Annotated in this window: 18 protein-coding genes; 9 read left to right on the forward strand and 9 right to left on the reverse strand. The window is 72.3% G+C overall.

From position 1 onward, the window contains the following. Positions 1-51: 51 nt before the first annotated feature. From dapF to H1226_RS20335, 3 genes are read right to left on the reverse strand one after another with little or no spacing between them, the layout of a single operon-like run. Positions 52-903 (reverse strand): diaminopimelate epimerase, encoded by an 852-nt coding sequence (gene dapF, locus H1226_RS20325; RefSeq protein ID WP_258342099.1) that lies wholly within the window; start codon positions 901-903, stop codon positions 52-54. 10 nt (positions 904-913) lie between these two features. Beyond that, on the reverse strand, positions 914-1,831 hold the full coding sequence (gene miaA / locus H1226_RS20330; RefSeq protein ID WP_258342100.1) for a tRNA (adenosine(37)-N6)-dimethylallyltransferase MiaA: 918 nt from the start codon (positions 1,829-1,831) through the stop codon (positions 914-916). Positions 1,832-1,873: 42 nt separating this feature from the next. After that, the gene (locus tag H1226_RS20335; protein WP_258342101.1) at positions 1,874-2,584 is read right to left on the reverse strand and encodes a class III extradiol ring-cleavage dioxygenase family protein; all 711 of its coding nucleotides are present in this window, start codon (positions 2,582-2,584) and stop codon (positions 1,874-1,876) included. Positions 2,585-2,862: 278 nt separating this feature from the next. Between H1226_RS20335 and H1226_RS20340 the strand changes: the two genes are divergently transcribed. After that, the gene (locus H1226_RS20340) at positions 2,863-4,191 is read left to right on the forward strand and encodes a DUF349 domain-containing protein (RefSeq protein ID WP_258342102.1); all 1,329 of its coding nucleotides are present in this window, start codon (positions 2,863-2,865) and stop codon (positions 4,189-4,191) included. A 155-nt stretch (positions 4,192-4,346) separates the two neighbouring features. On the opposite strand, the gene H1226_RS20345 is transcribed toward H1226_RS20340, so the two are convergent. Together H1226_RS20345 and miaB are read right to left on the reverse strand one after the other, a co-directional pair. Next, positions 4,347-4,931 carry an Rv2732c family membrane protein gene (locus H1226_RS20345; protein ID WP_224966427.1) on the reverse strand — a complete coding sequence of 195 codons (585 nt, stop codon included), beginning with the start codon at positions 4,929-4,931 and terminating at the stop codon, positions 4,347-4,349. Then, the gene (miaB, locus tag H1226_RS20350) at positions 4,928-6,418 is read right to left on the reverse strand and encodes a tRNA (N6-isopentenyl adenosine(37)-C2)-methylthiotransferase MiaB (protein ID WP_258342105.1); all 1,491 of its coding nucleotides are present in this window, start codon (positions 6,416-6,418) and stop codon (positions 4,928-4,930) included. The genes H1226_RS20345 and miaB overlap by 4 nt, the downstream gene beginning before the upstream one ends. Before the next feature lie 670 nt (positions 6,419-7,088). Between miaB and H1226_RS20355 the strand changes: the two genes are divergently transcribed. From H1226_RS20355 to H1226_RS20370, 4 genes are all read left to right on the forward strand, one after another. Then, positions 7,089-7,817, forward strand: coding sequence for an amino acid ABC transporter ATP-binding protein (locus tag H1226_RS20355; protein WP_224955401.1), 729 nt, complete (start codon positions 7,089-7,091; stop codon positions 7,815-7,817). A 71-nt stretch (positions 7,818-7,888) separates the two neighbouring features. After that, positions 7,889-8,782: a glutamate ABC transporter substrate-binding protein gene (locus tag H1226_RS20360; RefSeq protein WP_224955365.1), complete on the forward strand. Its 894-nt coding sequence runs from the start codon at positions 7,889-7,891 to the stop codon at positions 8,780-8,782. A 74-nt stretch (positions 8,783-8,856) separates the two neighbouring features. Then, the gene (locus H1226_RS20365) at positions 8,857-9,507 is read left to right on the forward strand and encodes an amino acid ABC transporter permease (protein WP_224955355.1); all 651 of its coding nucleotides are present in this window, start codon (positions 8,857-8,859) and stop codon (positions 9,505-9,507) included. Further along, positions 9,504-10,370: an amino acid ABC transporter permease gene (locus H1226_RS20370; protein ID WP_224955354.1), complete on the forward strand. Its 867-nt coding sequence runs from the start codon at positions 9,504-9,506 to the stop codon at positions 10,368-10,370. Before H1226_RS20365 ends, H1226_RS20370 begins: the two co-directional genes overlap by 4 nt. A gap of 22 nt (positions 10,371-10,392) precedes the next feature. On the opposite strand, the gene H1226_RS20375 is transcribed toward H1226_RS20370, so the two are convergent. Beyond that, positions 10,393-11,022, reverse strand: a complete 630-nt coding sequence (locus tag H1226_RS20375) for a transporter substrate-binding domain-containing protein (protein ID WP_258342106.1) — start codon at positions 11,020-11,022, stop codon at positions 10,393-10,395. 356 nt (positions 11,023-11,378) lie between these two features. On the opposite strand from H1226_RS20375, the gene edd reads away from it, so the two are divergent. The 4 genes from edd (at position 11,379) to H1226_RS20395 (ending at position 16,382) form a co-directional block, all read left to right on the forward strand. Next, positions 11,379-13,238: a phosphogluconate dehydratase gene (gene edd, locus H1226_RS20380; RefSeq protein ID WP_258342108.1), complete on the forward strand. Its 1,860-nt coding sequence runs from the start codon at positions 11,379-11,381 to the stop codon at positions 13,236-13,238. Positions 13,239-13,320: 82 nt separating this feature from the next. Beyond that, the gene (eda, locus tag H1226_RS20385; protein WP_224966425.1) at positions 13,321-13,944 is read left to right on the forward strand and encodes a bifunctional 4-hydroxy-2-oxoglutarate aldolase/2-dehydro-3-deoxy-phosphogluconate aldolase; all 624 of its coding nucleotides are present in this window, start codon (positions 13,321-13,323) and stop codon (positions 13,942-13,944) included. A 267-nt stretch (positions 13,945-14,211) separates the two neighbouring features. After that, positions 14,212-15,612: a polysaccharide deacetylase family protein gene (locus H1226_RS20390; protein ID WP_258342109.1), complete on the forward strand. Its 1,401-nt coding sequence runs from the start codon at positions 14,212-14,214 to the stop codon at positions 15,610-15,612. 26 nt (positions 15,613-15,638) lie between these two features. After that, entirely contained in the window at positions 15,639-16,382 is a 744-nt protein-coding gene (locus H1226_RS20395) for a hypothetical protein (protein ID WP_258342110.1), read from the forward strand. A 22-nt stretch (positions 16,383-16,404) separates the two neighbouring features. On the opposite strand, the gene H1226_RS20400 is transcribed toward H1226_RS20395, so the two are convergent. The 3 genes from H1226_RS20400 to recA form a co-directional block, all read right to left on the reverse strand. Next, complete coding sequence (locus tag H1226_RS20400; RefSeq protein WP_258342111.1) at positions 16,405-17,088, reverse strand: HAD family hydrolase; 684 nt, start codon at positions 17,086-17,088, stop codon at positions 16,405-16,407. Between the two features lie 126 nt (positions 17,089-17,214). Beyond that, positions 17,215-17,961 carry a regulatory protein RecX gene (locus H1226_RS20405; protein ID WP_373689968.1) on the reverse strand — a complete coding sequence of 249 codons (747 nt, stop codon included), beginning with the start codon at positions 17,959-17,961 and terminating at the stop codon, positions 17,215-17,217. Positions 17,962-18,089: 128 nt separating this feature from the next. Beyond that, the gene (gene recA, locus H1226_RS20410) at positions 18,090-19,133 is read right to left on the reverse strand and encodes a recombinase RecA (protein ID WP_224955347.1); all 1,044 of its coding nucleotides are present in this window, start codon (positions 19,131-19,133) and stop codon (positions 18,090-18,092) included. Positions 19,134-19,333: the final 200 nt, after the last annotated feature.

Genomic DNA, 19,333 nt, shown 5'->3' on the forward strand with positions numbered 1-19,333 from the left:
CACGCGAGTGGTTTTCACCCTTCGACCGGGGTGACCGCGTCCGGATGCGGATCAGCCGCCCGCGAGCTGCCGCCACCAGCCGGCGTCGATCCGGCCGCCGCCGACGAGCACGGCGGGCCCGGTGAGCAGGGTCGTCACGCCGGTCACCTCGACCTGCACGGTGCCGCCGGGGACGTCGACGGTGCGGCTCCCGGTCGTCTCGCCGTCGGCGCGGAGGGCGGCGACGGCGGCCGCGACGGTGCCGGTGCCGCAGGAGCGGGTCTCGCCGACGCCGCGCTCGTGCACCCGCATCCGCACCCGCCCGGGCCCGGTGGGGCGGACGAATTCCACGTTGACGCCGTTCGGGAACACCTCGGAGTCGTGCGCGGGGCTTTCGGCGAGGTCGAGCGCGTCGAGGTCGGCGTCGGTGACGCACGCCAGGTGCGGGTTGCCGAGGTCCATGGCCAGACCGGAGAAGTCCCGCCCGGCGAGGGTCGCGGCGGACTCGCCGAACACGTTCGCGGCGCCCATGTCGACGGTGCTGCCGCCGTCCGAGTGGGTGCGGACCTGCCGGAGCCCGGCGCGGGTCCCGACGGGGAACTCGGTGCCGGTGACCAGCCCGGAGTCGACGAGGTACCGGGCGAAGACGCGGACCCCGTTGCCGCACATCTCGGCGATCGAGCCGTCCGCGTTGCGGTAGTCCATGAACCACACGTCCGGGTGAAGGTCGGCGGGTGCGTCCGGGATGGCGGCGGTGGGGACGACGCGCAGCACGCCGTCGGCTCCGAACCCGCGGCGCCGGTCGCAGAGGGCGCGCACGTGCGCGTCGGTGAGCTTCAGCTCGCCGTCCGGGTCGGGCAGCACGACGAAGTCGTTCTGCGTGCCGTGGCCCTTGGCGAACTCTGGTCCTTCGGAAAATTGCACGTCGACGAGTCTACGTGCGCAGCAGTGCGCGGACGGCGGACACCGCGCTCGCCGGTTCGGGCGCCAGCCACCGGATGCGGTCGTCGCGCCGGAACCAGGAGCGCTGCTTGCGCACGAACCGGCGGGTGAGCCGGGCGGTCTCGGCGGCGGCCGCGGCCATGTCCCCGGAGCCGTCGAGTTCGGCGAGCACCTGCTGGTAGCCGAGGGCGCGGGAGGCGGTGCGCCCGTGGCGGAGGCCCTGCTCGCAGAGTTCGCGGACCTCGGCGGCCAGCCCGTCGTCGAACATGCGGGTGACGCGCCGGTCCACCCGGTCGTCGAGTTCCGCGACGGGCCGGTCCAGCCCGACGAGCACGGTGCCGTAACGCGGTGGTCCGGGCACCGGCAGGTTCGCGGAGAACGGTTCGCCGGTGATCTCGATGACCTCCAGCGCCCGCACCAGGCGTCGCCCGTTGGAGGCGAGGATGGCTTCGGCGGCGGACGGGTCGAGCTCGGCGAGTCGGCGGTGCAGCGCGTCCGGCCCGCGTTCGGCGAGTTCGGCCTCCCAACGCGCCCGCACCTGCGGGTCGGTGCCGGGGAACCGCAGGTCGTCGAGCACGGCCTGCACGTACAGCCCGCTGCCGCCGACGAGCACCGGGGTGCGGCCGCGGGCGAGGACGTCCTCGACGGCGGCGCGCGCGTCCCGCTGGTAGGCGGCCACCGAGGCGGCTTCGGTCACGTCCAGCACGTCGAGCAGGTGGTGCGGAACGCCGTGCCGCTCCCCCGGCGGGAGCTTCGCGGTGCCGATGTCCATGCCCCGGTAGAGCTGCATCGCGTCGGCGTTGACGACCTCACCGCCGAGTTCGGTCGCGACCTCGACGGCGAGGTCGGACTTGCCGGTGGCGGTGGGCCCGACGATCGCCACCGGTCGAGCTGGGGATGCGGCGGACACGGTGGGGACTGTAGTGCCACCGGCCGGGGTCGCGGCGGGCCGTCAGCCGGTCCGGGTCCAGACGCCGACGTGGTAGGTGATGCCCAGCGGCGTGTCGGAGTACAGCGGTTCGGACTGCCAGGTCCCGCGCGCGGCGGCCCCGGCGGCGACCTGCCACGCGGCGCGGCTGTGCACGCCCAGCTCGGCGCATTCGCCGGGGTCGAGGCCCAGCAGGGCGGCGCGGTCCACGTCGCGCAGCGCGCGGCGCAGCACCTCGTCGAGGACTTCGGCCCGCGGGTCCGGCGGGTGCGGGGAACGCTCGTCGCGGTGGCTGCCGCCTTCGGCCAGCACCAGCAGCGCGGTCTCCGTCCCGGCGGCGTCCAGCCGTTCACCCAGTTCAGTGGCCTGCTCGGCGGGCGCGTCGGGATCCAGCAGGCGCATCCGCACGGACCGGGCCCCGGCTTGCGCGCGCAGCAGTCCGGCGACGAGCGCCGGCAGCGGCAGGTCCGGGTCGGGGGTGGTGCGCTCGCTCTCGTGCAGCGAGACCGGGACGTCGACGCCGTACCCGGCGAAGGTGCCCGTCGTGCCCGGCCCGAGTTCGGGAGGACCGGAACGATCTACCCCGACCGCCACCCATTCGGTTGCGGATTCGGTCAAAATGGTGGTGGCGCGCAGGCACGCGTTCCGCACGGGCTCGATCACCGAAGTGGACCGCACGGTCAGTTCGGGGACGAGCAGCGGCGGGTAGGGCACCACGGCGATGCGGGTGATCACACCCGTGCACGGTAGAGGTCACGGTCAGCGGTGAGCGGAGCAGGCATCCGATCGGCGGAGGCGGGCGTTCGAGGCACCCGCCGGCGGCCGCTCCGCGCGACCGGGCGAACCGCGCGGAGGAACGCCGGAATTCCGGCGCGGGTGCCGACCTGTTTGAATGCGCCAGCGGAGATCGGACTCGTCACCCGGGTCCGGATCGCCGCGCACCGGCCCCGCACGTGCGGGGCGCCCGTGCCCGGCACGGGCACCGAAGCGGGTACCCGAGGAGGATTCCGGTCATGACGCACCAGGACACGACCCCCGACAGCACTGCGGGCGCCACGCCCGACGCGGCCGCGGCCGCCGCTGGGACCGGGTCCACCTCGACGGCCCCCTCCGTCCCGACGGCGTCGACGCACCCGGAGCGGTGGGGTCGCGTCGACGAGGCGGGCACCGTGTGGGTGCGGACCGCCGACGGGGAGCGCGAGGTCGGTTCCTGGCAGGCCGGCGAGCCCGCCGAGGGCTTGGCGCACTTCGCGCGGAAGTTCGACGACCTGCGCACCGAGGCGGAACTGCTGGAGAACCGGCTCAACAGCCGGTCCGGGGACGCGAAGCAGTCGCTGACCAGCGCCAAGCACCTGCGCGACGGCTTGCCGGACGCCGCCGTCGTCGGCGACTTGGCCGCGCTGGGCGCGCTGGCGGAGCACCTCGTGCAGCACGCCGAGCAGGCGGTCGAGGAGGCGAAGGCGCACAAGGAGCAGGCCCGCACGGACGCGGTGGCCCGCAAGGAGGCGCTCGCCGCCGAGGCCGAGGAGATCGCCGCGGAGGCCACGCACTGGAAGTCCGCCGGTGACCGGCTGCGCGCGATCCTCGAGGAGTGGAAGTCGGTGCGCGGCGTGGACCGCAAGACCGACGAGCAGCTGTGGCGCCGGTTCTCCAAGGCCCGCGACGCGTTCAACCGCAGGCGCGGTTCGCACTTCGCCGACCTGGACCGGCAGCGGGCCGCGGCGAAGGCCCGCAAGCAGGAGCTCGTGGAGGCCGCCGAAGCGCTCACCGAATCCACCGACTGGGGAGCGACGGCGGCGCGCTACAAGGAGCTCATGGCCGAGTGGAAGGAGAGCGGCCGGGCACCGAAGGACAGCGACGACGCGCTGTGGCAGCGGTTCCGGACCGCGCAGGACGCGTTCTTCGCCCGCCGGTCGGCGGCGTTCTCCGAGCGCGACGCCGAGTTCGCCGAGAACGCGCGGCACAAGGAAGCGCTGCTGGTCGAGGCGGAAGCGATCGACCCGGGTGCCGACCTGAACGCGGCGCAGGCGCAGCTGCAGCGCATCCAGCAGCGCTGGGACGAGATCGGGAAGGTCCCGCGCGAGCGGATGCGGGAGCTGGAGGGGCGGCTGCGCACGGTCGCGGACCGGGTGCGGTCGGCTTCGGACGCGCAGTGGCGGCGCACCGACCCGGAGGCGCAGGCGCGCGTCGACCAGTTCCGGGAGCGCGTCGAGCAGTTCGAGGCGCAGGCGGAGAAGGCGCGCGCCGCGGGCGACGCGAAGCGGGCGAAGAAGGCCGACGAGCAGGCCGGCCAGTGGCGGGTGTGGCTCGCCGCTGCCGAGCAGGCGCTGGCCGATCGGTGAGGTCGGCGCCCGCCCCGATCAGCGGGGCGGGCGGACACCCGGGCAGCGGTTCCGCCTCGTCAACGGCAGGACCGCCGCACCGCGGACCACCTGATCCCGGGAGCAGTGCTCAGGCACCGCCGCTCCGGGCGCCGGCCCGCACTCGATCCCCCACCTCACGGCCGGGTGAGGACGACCCGGAGCCACTGGATCGCCAGCACCACCATGCACAGCGCCGCGAGCACCAGGCCCCAGGACGGGCCACCGGTGGGCGCGGTCTGCCGCGACCAGATGGCGATCATGCCTTCGAAGGACACGATGATCGCGGCCATGCCCGCGACCCAGGCGACCGCCCAGCGGCGGGTGACGAGCGCGAGCGCGCCGATGAGCACGCCGACGATGGTGGCGTTGATCGAGAACAGCCGGGGCAGCAGCCCGACCTGCAGCACGGGGTCGGCGTGGCCGAGCAGGATCTGCAGCCCGGTGGCGTCGCCGATCCACGGCAGCAGCGAGCTGGCGATCAGCACGAGGATGACGCCGGCGATGGTGACGGCGGTGCTGCCGGGGTCGATGCGGCGCAGCAGGTCGCGTTCGGCCTGGGACAGCTGCCGCCGGTCGGCCTGCTGCTCGGGGGCGTTCACCGGGTCGGTCGGTTCGGCGCGCTGCACGTCGGTCCCTTCTCGCGGGTCCTGGTCCCGTCCGGCCTCGTCGGGGCCGGGGGTGTCGTCCGGTTCGGGGCGCGGGCGCTCGTCGTCGCTCAACAGCCGCATCCTCGTTCGGCGGCGGGCTGCGCCGCGGGGGCTCCGAAGGAGGGCAGTCCGAGGCTGACCCCGGAGGTCTTGGGCTTGCGGCCCTCTTCCCAGTGGTCGCCCGCCCGGGTGCGCCGGTGCGCGGTGATCTCGCCGTCGGCGACGAGGTGGTGCGGGGAGGCCTGGGTGATGGCGGTGTGCACGATGTCGCCGGGCCGGATCTCGCGGTCGATGGCGCCGCCGGGGTGGAAGTGCACGAGCCGCCCGTCGCGGGCGCGGCCGGAGAGCCTGCGGGTCGCGGTGTCCTTGCGGCCTTCGCCTTCGGCGACGAGGAGTTCGACCTCGCGGCCGACGAGTTCCTTGCCGAGCTCCCAGGACATCTCGTTCTGCAGCGCGACGAGCCGTTCGTAGCGCTGCTGGACGACCTCCTTGGGCAGCTGCCCGGGGAGGTCGGCGGCGGGTGTGCCGGGCCGCTTGGAGTACTGGAAGGTGAACGCGGAGGTGAAGCGGGCGCGGCGGACGACGTCGAGGGTCGCTTCGAAGTCCTCCTCGGTCTCGCCGGGGAAGCCGACGATGATGTCGGTGGTGATAGCGGCGTCGGGCATCGCTTCGCGGACCTTGCTCAGGATGCCGAGGTAGCGCTCGGAGCGGTAGGAGCGGCGCATCGCCTTGAGCACCCGGTCGGACCCGGATTGCAGCGGCATGTGCAGCTGGTGGCAGACGTTCGGGGTCTCGGCCATCGCGTCGATGACGTCGTCGGTGAAGTCGCGCGGGTGCGGCGAGGTGAACCGGACGCGTTCGAGCCCGTCGATCTCGCCGCAGGAGCGCAGCAGCTTGCCGAACGCGTAGCGGTCGCCGAACTCGGCGCCGTAGGCGTTGACGTTCTGCCCGAGCAGGGTCACTTCGAGCACGCCTTCGTCGGCGAGCGCCTGCACTTCGGCGAGCACGTCGCCGGGCCTGCGGTCCTTCTCCTTGCCGCGCAGCGCGGGCACGATGCAGAACGTGCAAGTGTTGTTGCACCCGACGGAGACGGACACCCAGCCGGAGTAGGCGGATTCGCGGCGCGCGGGCAGCGTGGACGGGAAGGTGTCGAGGGCTTCGAGGATCTCGACCTCGGCCTCCTCGTTGTGCCGGGCCCGTTCCAGCAGCGTCGGCAGCGAACCGAGGTTGTGGGTGCCGAACACGACGTCGACCCACGGGGCGCGGCGGACGATCTCGCTGCGGTCCTTCTGCGCGAGGCAGCCGCCGACGGCGATCTGCATCCCGGGGCGTTCCTGCTTGGCGGGCCGCAGGTGACCGAGGTTGCCGTAGAGCCGGTTGTCGGCGTTCTCCCGGACCGCGCAGGTGTTGAACACGACCACGTCGGGGTCGTGGTCCTTCGCGGCGCGCACGTAACCGGCGTCTTCCAGCATCCCGGACAGCCGCTCGGAGTCGTGCACGTTCATCTGACACCCGTAGGTGCGGATCTCGTAGGTCCGGGAAGTGCTCGTCGTGCTCACCCCGCCACCATATCGGCTGCTCAGGACTGGTCGGCGAGTACCCGGAGGCGAGGGCGGCGACCTGGCCGGAGATCGTCGCCGGGCGCTCGCGGCCGTGGGCCGGGCACGGCGGGCCGCTTGCGGCGTTCGGCGGACCGGATGCGGCCGTCCGGACCGGTGCCCGGAATCCGGATGAACGGCATTCGGTGATTCTTCTCGAGCAGTCGAGTCGAATCGAGCGAAACCGCGTCCGCGATCGGTCCGGCTCATTCATGGTGGGCATTCGCCGGTGCTCGCGGGATGGGCGGGAACGGCGCGAGAACACCGCGGAGGTGCACGTGGCACGACCCGAAGGCGTTACTACGGGTCACACCCAGACGGTCCATCCGGGCGGGGCCGAGCGGGCACCGACACGGACGGTCACCCCTCGGGTGCGCGCCGCGGAGGTCGCCGGAAAGCGGCGAACTCCCCTACCAGAACGGGTTCGCGCAGTTGGGAGGCCGATCGGAGTCCGTCGTGGCAATGGGGAAGCCCCCCACCGACCCTCCGATCCACCCGCGTAACCGAGTTGCAACCTGAGTTGACCCGCACCATATGGACTAATCGGTACGAGCAGCTTAAATTTTCGCCATCAGATCCGGACATTCTCGGGCTAGGAGTGTGCATGACCGCCGGTTCCCCGGATTCGCCGATGATCCGCATGTCCTCGGTGGACAAGCACTTCGGTTCCCTGCACGTGCTGCAGGACGTGGACCTCACCGTTCCGCCCGGCCAGGTCGTGGTGGTGCTCGGGCCGTCCGGCTCGGGCAAGTCCACGCTGTGCCGCGCGATCAACCGCCTGGAACCCATCGACTCGGGCACGATCGAGATCGACGGCAAGCCGCTGCCCGCCGAAGGACGCGCGCTCGCCGAGCTCCGCGCCGACGTGGGCATGGTGTTCCAGCAGTTCAACCTGTTCGCGCACAAGACGATCCTCGAGAACGTGCTGCTCGGGCCGATCAAGGTGCGCAAGACCGACAAGGCCACCGCCGAACGCGAAGCGCTGGCCCTGCTGGAGCGGGTGGGCATCGCCAACCAGGCGGAGAAGTACCCCGCGCAGCTCTCCGGCGGGCAGCAGCAGCGGGCGGCGATCGCCCGCGCCCTGGCGATGAAGCCCAAGGTCATGCTGTTCGACGAGCCCACCTCGGCGCTCGACCCCGAGATGGTCAACGAGGTGCTCGACGTGATGGCCGGGCTCGCCGCCGAAGGCATGACGATGCTGGTCGTCACGCACGAGATGGGCTTCGCCCGCCGCGCCGCGCACCGGGTGCTGTTCATGGCCGACGGACGCATCGTCGAGGACTCGACGCCGAACCGGTTCTTCGACGAGCCGGAGAGCGCCCGCGCCCAGGACTTCCTCAGCAAGATCCTCACCCACTGACCTCCCTCGCGTCGTCCCCGCACCCGCGCGGGGACGCAGGAGCCGTACACCTCCAGAGAGGGGCATCCGAGATGAAAGCGCGCAGCGTGCGCTGGGGCGTGCTGGCGGCGTCGATGGCGCTGGCGCTGACCGCCTGCGGGGGCAACAGCGAGAACCGCCTCGAAACCGGCACCGACGTGCCCGTCGACCCGAACGCGCAGTTCGAGCCCGGCACCACGATGGCGAAGCTGAAGCAGTCCGGCACGATCCGCATCGGCACCAAGTTCGACCAGCCGCTGTTCGGACTGAAGGGCCTCGACGGCAACCCGCAGGGTTTCGACGTCGAGATCGGCAAGATCGTCGCCGCCGGGCTCGGCCTCCCCGCCGACCGGATCGAATGGGTGGAGGCGCCGAGCAAGACCCGCGAGGAGCTCATCGAGCAGGGCCGGGTCGACATGGTCGTGGCCACCTACACGATCAACGACAAGCGCAAGCAGCGGATCAGCTTCGCCGGCCCGTACTACGAAGCCGGCCAGGACCTCATGGTCTCCGCCGACGACGACACGATCACCGGCCCGGAGTCGCTGCGGCCCACCGGCGCCAAGGTCTGCTCGGTCACCGGCTCCACGCCCGCCGAGCAGATCAAGCAATACGTCGACCCGGAGAACCTGACGTTGTTCGACGTCTACTCCAAGTGCGCCGACGCGCTGCGCACCGGCCAGGTGCAGGCCGTCACCACGGACAACGTGATCCTGATGGGCCTGGTCCAGAAGGGCAACGGCCGGTTCAAGCTCGTCGACCGGCAGTTCACGAAGGAGCCCTACGGCGTCGGCGTCAAGAAGGGCGACACGGCGTTCTGCCGGTTCATCGACGACACCCTGACCCGAGCCGAGGCCGACGGCCAGTACGCGAAGTCCTGGGGAGCCACCGCGGGCAAGGTCTCGCCGGAGACCCCACCGCTGCCGCAGCTGGACCCCTGCAGTTGATCGCCTCCCGGTGCGGGGCGCCCTCCAGCGGCGCCCCGCACCGGACCTCCCTGTCCGCAGAGCCGGAGAGAACCGTGCACGTCATCACCGACAACCTGCCCCTCTACCTGAGCGGGCTCCTGCGAACGCTGCAGATATGCCTGTACGCCGGGCTGATCGCGCTGGTCCTGGGGACCGTGATCGCGGCCTTCCGGGTCGCACCGCTGCCCCCGCTGCGCGCCACCGGGACCTCCTGGGTCACCGTGTTCCGCAACTGCCCGCTGACCGTGGTGCTGTTCTTCATGGCCTTCGGGCTGCCCGAACTGGGCCTCAACGGCTCCTACTTCTGGTTCGGCACCATCGGGCTCGCCCTCTACACCTCCGCCTTCGTGTGCGAGGCGATCCGCAGCGGCATCAACGCCGTGCCGCCCGGCCAGGCCGAAGCGGCCCGCGCCATCGGTCTCGGCTTCGGCCAGGTCCTGAGCCTGGTCGTGCTCCCGCAGGCGATCCGCACCGTGGTGCCGCCGCTGGGCAACGTCTTCATCGCGATGATCAAGAACTCGGCGATCGTCGGCGCGTTCGGCGTCGGCGGGGACCTGTTCGCCGTCGGCGACACGCTGACCTCGGCGCGCGGCGAGGCCGTGCTGCCGGTGCTCATCGGCGTGGTGCTCGGCTACCTGGTGATCACGATCCCGGCCGGGCTGCTGCTCGGCGCCCTGGAGCGGAAGGTGGCGATCGCCCGATGACGAACTCCGTGCTCTACGAAGCCCCCGGGCCCGCCGCCAAGCGGCGTTCCCTCCTGCTCAGCGTCGCCGTCGGCGTCGTGCTGGCCGCGGTGCTGGCCTGGGTGCTCTACACCCTCGGCGCCAACGACCAGCTGACCGTCGACAAGTGGGGTCCGCTGATCGACCCGACCGACGGCACCTTCGCCCCGCTGTGGACGTTGATGGGCGTCGGGCTGGGCAACACGCTGCTGACCGCCGTGCTGGCGATGGCGTTTTCGCTGCTGGTCGGCACGCTGCTGGCGGTGTCCCGCATCGTCGCGGCCCGCTGGTACCGGTGGGCCGTCGTCGGCGTCGTCGAGCTGCTGCGCGGCGTGCCGGTGGTCATCGCGGTGTTCTTCGCCAGCCGGGTGCTGCCCTCGTTCGGGCTGGACATGTCGGTGATGTGGTACCTGGTCATCGGCCTCACCGCGTACAACTCGGTGATCATCGCCGAGATCGTGCGGGCCGGGATCCAGTCGTTGCCGCGCGGCCAGGGCGAAGCCGCCTACGCGATCGGGATGCGGCGCTCGCAGGTGCTGCGCACCGTGCTGCTGCCGCAGGCGTTCCGGGCGATGCTGCCCGCGCTGATCAGCCAGCTCGTGGTGATCGTGAAGGACACCTCGCTGGGCTTCATCATCTCGTACGTCGACGTGGTGCGGCAGGGGCAGATCGTCATCCAGAACCTGAACAACCCGATCCAGACGTACTTCGTCATCGGCGTGCTGTTCGTGGTGCTCAACTACGCGCTGAGCCGGGCGGCGGTCTACACCGAGCGCAGGCTCAGCCAGGGCCGCAAGGGTGGCGGCACCGCCGCCCGCGCCGCCCAGGCCCAGGCCGCGGAGTGATCCGGTCCCGCCCCGTCCCGCCTCAGCGCGGGGCGGGGCGGGCCTGCACGCCCTCCGCCGCGAGGGTCTCGTCGTAGGCGCGCTGCCAGGTGCCGTCGCGCACCGCGGCGTCGAGCGCGGCGGTGATCCGGTCGTGCAGCGCTTCATCGCCGGACTTGATGCCCAGGTAGTGCTCGGTCCCGTCCGCGGTCACCGCGTACGGGCCGACCGCGTCGACACCCGACTCGCCCGGTTCGGCACCGCCGACCAGCAGGTCCACCTCGCCGCGCGCCAGCGAACCGTCGCGCAGCGTCGGCGGCAGCATCCGGTAGGAGATCTGGGTCCGCGGGTCCAGGCCCAGCCCCTGCGCCACGAGCTCGGCCACCTCCACGTCGAAACCGCGGTAGCGGCTGCCGTCGCGGGTGGCGAACCGGGGTTCCTCGGCGCGCAACCCCACCAGCAGCGAGCCGCGCTGGCGCACCTCCTCCAGCGTCGCCGAGCCGCCCAGCTCGACCGGCGGCGGGGGTGCGGCGCCGGGCCGCGGGGACGCGGCCGGCGGGGCCACCGGGGCGGGAGCGCTCGGCGGCGGCTGCTCCGGTTCACCGGTGCCCGCCGAACATCCGGCCAGGGCCATTCCGCCAGCGAGCACCACTGCCACCACTCCCGTGCGCATGCGCACCATCCTGCCAGCCGAGCGGATCACGGCGGGACGCGTCGGCGAACGCGCCGCCACTCGTCCGAGGCGCTGGGGAAAACCCCAGAACCCGGTTCGGGACGGCGGGGCGACGGGGCCTGCCGGGTGCTCCGGCAGCACTGCCACGCGGTGTGGAGCACCGCAGCTCAACGGCACAGCGAACGGTGAGTACATCCGCTAGTCATCCGAACGACAGGTAGTGTTCACACTCGCAACGAATTCTGGATCGGTTTTGACTTCCCCGTCACACCCGTTAGTGTGGCTGCCGTCACGAAGGCGCCAACGTCGTCGCCCCGCACAGCGCTCATCAGCACTGATCGCTCAGGAGGCGAGGAATGGCGACGCACGCGGCCATCCATCCCGTCGTTGCTCGGGTCACCGAGCGCATCGCGCAGCGCAGCGCGCGCACCCGGCGCGAGTACCTCGAACGCATCGACTCCGCCGCCGCTGACGGCCCGACCCGTGCCGGGATGCCCTGCAGCAACCTGGCCCACGGCTTCGCGGGCTGTAGCGGCGCCGACCGGATCGCGGTGCGCGGCGAGACCAAGCCGGGCGTGGCGATCGTGTCGGCGTACAACGACATGCTCTCCGCGCACCAGCCCTACGACGAATACCCCGCGTGGATCAAGGACGCGGTGCGCGACGCGGGCGGCGTCGCCCAGTTCGCCGGCGGTGTCCCCGCCATGTGCGACGGCATCACCCAGGGCCGCGCGGGCATGGAACTGTCGCTGTTCTCCCGCGACGTGATCGCGATGGCCACCGGAGTCGCGCTCTCCCACGAGATGTTCGACGGGGCGCTGCTGCTCGGCGTGTGCGACAAGATCGTGCCCGGGCTGCTCATCGGCGCACTCGCCTTCGGGCACCTGCCGACGATCCTGGTGCCGGCCGGGCCGATGCCCTCCGGGCTGCCCAACGGCGAGAAGAGCCGCGTCCGGCAGCTGTTCGCCGAGGGCAAGGCGACCCGGGAAGACCTCCTCGAAGCCGAGTCGGCCTCCTACCACTCCCCCGGCACCTGCACCTTCTACGGCACCGCGAACTCCAACCAGCTCGTCGTCGAAGTGATGGGGCTGCACCTGCCCGGCTCCAGCTTCGTCGCGCCCGGCACCCCGCTGCGGCGTGCCCTCACCGACGAGGCCTCGCGGCGCGTCGTGCAGCTCGCCCGCGGCGAGGAGCGCACCCCGATCGGCCGGTTGCTCGACGAACGAGCCCTGGTCAACGGCGTCGTCGCGCTGCTCGCCACCGGCGGCTCCACCAACCACACGCTGCACCTGCCCGCCATCGCCGCCGCCGCGGGCATCGAACTCACCTGGGACGACTTCGCCGAGCTCTCCGCCGTCGTGCCCTCCCTGTCGCGGGTCTACCCCAACGGCTCCGCCGACATCAACCACTTCGCCGCCGCCGGAGGCGTGCAGACCCTCATCGGCCAGCTGCTCGACGCCGGACTGCTGCACCCCGACGTGCACACCGTCGCCGGGTACGGACTCGACCGGTACCGGCAGCAGCCGTTCCTCGAGGACGGCGAGCTGGTGTGGCGCGATGCCCCCGCCGAGAGCCTCGACCCGGACGTGCTGCGCGGCGTCGACGACCCGTTCGCGCCCGACGGCGGGCTGCGCGTGCTGCGCGGCAACCTCGGCAGCTCGGTCATCAAGGTCTCCGCGGTCAAGCCGGAGCACCGCGTCGTCACCGCGCCCGCGCGCGTCTTCGACGACCAGCACCGGTTCACCGAGCTGTTCCGCACCGGCGAACTCGACCACGACGTCGTGGTCGTCATCCGCAACCAGGGGCCGCAGGCCAACGGCATGCCCGAGCTGCACGGGCTCACCCCCGCGCTCGGCGTGCTCATGGACCGCGGACACCAGGTCGCGCTGGTCACCGACGGACGCATGTCCGGGGCCTCCGGCAAGATCCCCGCCGCCATCCAGCTCACCCCCGAAGCCACCGCGGGCGGACCGCTCGCGCGGGTGCGCGACGGCGACATGGTCCGGCTCGACGCCGAGAACGGCACCCTCGAAGTGCTCGTCGGCGACGACGACTTCGCCGCCCGCGAACCCGCCCCCGGCGCCGCCGCCACCCAGCACGGCACCGGCCGCGAACTGTTCGCCGCCTTCCGCCACGCCGTCGGCCGCGCCGACCAGGGCGCTAGCGTGTTCGCACCGCAGCAGCGCACCGACGCGCCGAGCGACCTGCCCGTCTGATCCGCCCGTCCGAAGGACCGCGGGCGGCGCCGGACGACCGACCGCCTGCACCGGCGCTTACCGAGAACAGGTGAACACCGCCATGAACACTGCCTCCGAAGTGCTCGAGCTCAGCCCCGTCGTGCCCGTCGTCGCCCTCGACGACGTCGCCCACGCGGTGCCGCTCGGCCAAGCCCTGCTGCGCGGCGGCATCCGCACCATCGAAGTCACCCTGCGCACCCCCGCGGGCCTGCCCGCCATCGAACGGCTCGCCGCGGAAGTTCCGGAGATCGTCGTCGGGGCGGGCACCATCACCGAGGTCGGCCAGGCCGACAAGGCGCGCGAAGCCGGCGCCCGGTACATCGTCACGCCCGGCGCCACCGACCGGCTGCTCGACGACGTGGACGCCACCGGACTGCCCTACCTCGCGGGAGTCAGCACCGTCGCCGAGGCGATGCGGCTCGCCGAGCGCGGGGTCACCGCGATGAAGTTCTTCCCCGCCGAACCCAGCGGCGGGGTGCCGTACCTCAAGTCCATCGCCGGGCCGCTGCCGCAGCTGCGGTTCTGCCCCACCGGCGGCATCAGCGTCGACAACGCGGGCCGCTACCTGGCGCTGCCCAACGTGGGCTGCGTCGGCGGCTCGTGGCTGGCGCCGAAGCAGCTGCTCGCCGCCGGGCAGTGGGGACAGGTCGAAGCGCTGGCGCGGCAAGCCGCGGCGCTGGGTTGATCCGGTCGGCGCTGGGTTGATCAGGTCCGCGCTGGGCTGATCCGGTCGCCTCGGGGCTCGGGTGCTGATCCGGTCGCCTCGGGGCGGCTCTGGTGCTGGTCCGGCGCCGCAGCGATCCGTGGCCGGGGCCGATCCGCCCGGGACGTCCCCGCCGACCGGCGCGGTCCTCCCGCGAACGCGGTAGCCGCCGTCCCCTCCGCAGGCGATCCGGTCCGCCCGCGGCGGCTCGTAGCGTCGGGAGGACCTCGACGCTGGGACGGTCACCGAATGCACCTGCGCGCCAACCGACACCGCTCGCCGGAGCCGCACCGCCGGCCCCGGCGAGCGCTCGGCGCCCTGCTGCTCGCCGCGCTCCTCGGCATCGCCGGGGCCAGCCCCGCCAGCGCCGAACCGGACCGCACCCCCGGCTCGGGGACCGTCGTCAGCTTCACCTTCGACGACGGCAGCGTCTCGCAGACCTCCGGCGCCGAAGTGCTGCAGCGGCACGGCATGCGCGGCACCTTCTACATCATCTCCGGCGCCATCGGCAGCCCCGGCTACCTCGGTCACGACGAGCTGCGGCGGATCGCCGACGCCGGACACGAGATCGGCGGGCACACCGTCACCCACCCCGACCTCACCTCCGTCAGCCCCGACGAGATGCGCAGGCAGATCTGCGACGACCGGGCCAACCTGGAGCAGTGGGGCTACCAGGCCACCTCGTTCACCACGCCGTTCAACGAAACCGACCAGAACGTGCGGAAGGCCGTGCAGGACTGCGGCTACAACAGCGCCCGCACCATGGGCGGTCTGCGCGCGCCCGGCGACTGCGCCGACTGCCCCGCCGCCGAATCCACCCCGCCCGCCGACCCGTACGAGATCCGCTCCCCCGGCATGATCCGGCGCGAGACCACCGTCGACGACCTCAAGGAGGCGGTGACCCGCGCCGATGACGCAGGTGGCGGGTGGGTACCGCTGGTGCTGCACCAGACCTGCGAGATGTGCGGGCCCCTCGGGCTCAACCCCCGGGTCCTCGACGAGTTCGCGGGCTGGCTGCACGACCGCGGGACCCCGGTGCGCACCGTGCACGAGATCGTCGGCGGCCGGGTCGCACCCGTGCACCGGGCGTCCCCGCCGCAGGACCGGGACCGGCCGGTCAACGCGTCGCTCGAACACGCCGGGCCGGACGGGCTCCCGATCGGCTGGGAGACCGGCGGCTGGGGGACGAACACGCCGGTGTGGACCAGGACCCGCGACGCGCACGAAGGGCGGTGGGCGCAACGCCTGGACATGACCCGGTTCACCGACGGCGACGCGAAGCTGATGTCGACGCTGGACCTCGGCGAGTACTCGCTGCCCGCGCACACCGGGCACAACTACACCCTCAGCACCTGGTACAAGTCGACGGCGCCCACCCAGCTCGCCGTGTACTACCGGGACCGGGTCGGGCAGTGGCGCTACTGGGCGGCCGGACCGACCTTCGCGCCCGCCGAGCAGTGGTCGAGGGCGCACTGGACGACCCCGCCGGTTCCGAAGGAGGCGACCGGGCTCAGCTACGGGCTCGCCCTGTTCTCGCCGGGTTCGGTCACCACCGACGACTACCAGGTGCGGGTCGACGCGAAGGCCACCAACGAGAGCTCCTGCCGCGAACTGGACTGGTGGGTCCCGCGGCGGTGGCTGTGCCCGTGACCGGCCGGGGAACGGGGTGAGCCCGCATGCCGCTGCCCCGGACGCGCGCGGTGGCGGCGCTGACCGCGGCCCTGATCACCGCTTCCTGCGCGGGAGGTGAGCAGGTGCCCGGCCGCCAGTACCCCTGGCACACCGGCATCGTGGCGACCACGTTCTGGGTCGGTGAAGTGCTCGACCCGGACGCCTCCGACGGCAGCCAGGTGATCTCCACCTACGACGCGGCGTGGCAGGAGCACTACGGCGGCTGCGACGGGGTGCTGGTCGACGGGCGGTGCGAGACGGAGCCGCGGACGGCGCACAACGGGTACTTCCCGACCCGGATGGCACCGCGGGAGAACCCGTTCTACCTGGACCTGCCGTTCGACGACCTGAACGATCCGATCGCCTTCGCGCAGCGCGCCGACGTGGTGCCGTGGAGCCGCGATCCGGGCTACGCCGGGCGCGAGCGGGACCGCGCGTTCAGCTACCTGAAGAACCGCTGGGTGCAGCTCACCAGGGGCGACGCGGTCTGCTACGGGCAGGTGCAGGACGCGGGGCCCGCCGAGTACCACGACGCCCGCTACGTGTTCGGGCCCGACGACGCGCGACCGGTGAACACCCGGTTCAACGGGGCGGGACTGGACGTGTCGCCCGCGTTGAACGGCTGCCTCGGGTTCACCCGGCTCAACGGCGCGCAGGACCGGGTGAACTGGCGCTTCGTGGAGGAGTCCGACGTGCCCGGCGGACCCTGGCGGCGCATCGTCACGACGTCACCGCCGACGCTGTACTGACCGGCGTGCGACCCGACCGGGGTCAGGCGGCGAGCTCGTCGGTGATCAGGGCGAGGGCGTCCGGGATGGAGTCGACGACCGGCACCCCCGCCGGTTCCAGCGCGGACCGGCTCATCACGCCCGTCGTCACCAGCACGCAGCCGGTGCCGACCTTGTCGGCGGCGAGCGCGTCGTCGAGGACGTCGCCGATGAGCACCACGTCCGCCGGCCGCAACCGCTGCGCGGTGAGGTGGTGGTCCAGGTGCTCGGCCTTGGCGCCGCCGCCCACCTCGGTGCGCAGCCCGTCGACGCGCTCGAACAGCGGCAGCAGCTCCAGCTCGGTGATCAGCGGGACCAGTTCGTCGTGGAACCACATCGACAGCAGCGACTGGGTGCGCCCGGCCGCCGACCAGCTGTGCAGTTCGTCCGGCACGCCCGGGGCGAGCCGCGCCGTGTGCAGCAGTTCCCGGTAGTGCTCGTGGTAGAGCACGTCCAGCTTGTTCCAGTCCGCTTCGGTCAGCGGACGCTCCAGCAGCCGCTCGTAGCACTGCTGCAGCGGGCGGCTGAACACCGTCCGCCAGTGCTCCAGGTCGATCGGGTCCCTGCCGAACTCGGCGCAGACCGCGTTCACCGCCGCGACCACGGCGTCGTTGTCGTCGAGCAACGTGCCGTTCCAGTCCCACACGATGTGCCGTGCCGCCGTTCCCGCGCCACCACCGACTCGCATGTCACCCCTGTCGATCGACTCCGGACGTCCGAGCGGGCAGCCTAGCGAAGACCGGTGATCTCCGAATCCACCCGCCGGGCGCGTGCTGCGTCAGCTCAGGTGCCGTCCGGACCTGGCCGCCCCCGCTCAGGACAGGTCCGGGTCGTCCGCTCGCCCGAGTTCGTCCTTCGCGACCCGGAAGGCGAGGCCTTCGGAGTAACCCTTGCGCGCGAGCATGCCGACGAGCCGGCGCAGCAGCTTCTCCTGGTCGTCGACCCGGGCGGAGCGGAGCTTGCGGCGCACCAGTTCCCGCGCCCGCTCCTCCTCGGCGTCCGGGTCCACCGCGGAGAGCGCCTCGGCGACGAGGTGCTCCTCGACGCCCTTGCGGCGCAGCTCGTAGCCGAGCGCCTTGCGGCCCAGGCCCTGGTTGCGCTGGCGCTCGTTGACCCAGGCCTCGGCGAACTCGGCGTCGTCGACCAGGCCCGCGTCGACGAACTTCTGCAGCACCGCGTCCGCGACGTCCTCGTCGATCTCCTTGCGCAGCAAGGCGTTCCGCAGTTCGGACCGGCTGCGGGCGCGCACCGCCAGCAGCCGGTACACGATGTCGCGGGCCGAGGCCTCCGGGGACTGCGGCACGCCCGGCGGACGTTCCTCGCGGCGCTGCCCGCCACGCCGACCGCCACGCCGACCGCTCGGTGCGGGTTCGGGTTCGCCGGGTTCGGGTTCGCCGGTGGTCAGCTCGCTGCGGCGACGGCGTTTGCCGGTGCGCGCGGCGGAACCGTCCGCCGACACGAACTCGGCGGACGCGCCGGTGTCCGGCGAGCGCGCCGCACCGGAGCCGGATTCCGCGGCATCGTCCGGCGAACGGGGCGCGTGGTCCGTGCTGCGCCACACACCTCGCCCGCCGGAACCGCTGCGCCGTCGAGCCACCGAGCCGGCCCGCTGCCCGCGGGAACCGGCCCGGGAGGACTCGTCGCCCCAGGGCGAATGGGCGGAGTCGTCGTCTTCCGGCACGAGCGGGCTCAGAACTCGACGGGAGCCGGTTCCGCGGCCTGCTCGTCGTCGAGCTTGGCCCCGATGCCGAGCTTCTCCTTGATCCGCTTCTCGATCTCGTTCGCCACGTCCGGGTTCTCCCGCATGAACTTGCGGGCGTTCTCCTTGCCCTGGCCCAGCTGGTCGCCCTCGTACGTGTACCAGGCACCGGACTTGCGGATGATGCCCTGCTCCACGCCCATGTCGATCAGCGAACCCTCGCGGCTGATCCCGATGCCGTAGATGATGTCGAACTCGGCCTGCTTGAACGGCGGCGCGGTCTTGTTCTTCACCACCTTGACCCGGGTGCGGTTGCCCACCGCGTCGGAGCCGTCCTTGAGCGTCTCGATCCGCCGCACGTCCAGCCGCACCGAGGAGTAGAACTTCAGCGCCTTACCACCGGTGGTCGTCTCCGGGCTGCCGAACATGACGCCGACCTTCTCGCGGAGCTGGTTGATGAAGATCGCGGTGGTCTTGGCGTTGTAGAGCGCGGAGGTGAGCTTGCGCAGCGCCTGGCTCATCAGCCGGGCCTGGAGGCCGACGTGGCTGTCGCCCATCTCGCCCTCGATCTCGGCGCGGGGCACCAGCGCGGCCACCGAGTCGATCACGATGCAGTCCAGCGCACCGGAGCGGATCAGCATGTCCGCGATCTCCAGCGCCTGCTCACCGGTGTCGGGCTGGGAGACCAGCAGCGCGTCGGTGTCCACCCCGATCGACTTGGCGTACTCCGGGTCCAGCGCGTGCTCGGCGTCGATGAACGCGGCGGTGCCGCCGAGCTTCTGGGCGTTGGCCACCGCGTGCAGCGCGACCGAGGTCTTACCGCTGCTCTCCGGGCCGTAGATCTCCACGATGCGACCCCGTGGCAGGCCGCCGATCCCCAGCGCCACGTCCAGCGAGATGGACCCGGTGGGGATGACCTCGACCGGCGCCCGCGACTCGTCGCCGAGCCGCATCACCGATCCCTTGCCGTACTGCTTGTCGATCTGGGCGAGGGCCAGTTCGAGCGCCTTGCCCTTGTCCGGTGTCGCTGCCATCGGGGGTCCACCTCGGTCAAGTCGGACTTCGTCGTGTGCGCACGACGCTACGGGTTGGGACCGACACTCCGGTGGATGCCCTGGCCACCCGGTCGCCCGTTCTCCGGCGACGGGGCCCGGTCGAACACCGAGGTCCGGTCCGCGCATCCGATCATAGGCGAACGGATGTTCGATCACCGGGCCGACACGCCAACCTCGTC

The organism is Saccharopolyspora gregorii, from assembly GCF_024734405.1.
Lineage (GTDB): Bacteria > Actinomycetota > Actinomycetes > Mycobacteriales > Pseudonocardiaceae > Saccharopolyspora_C > Saccharopolyspora_C gregorii.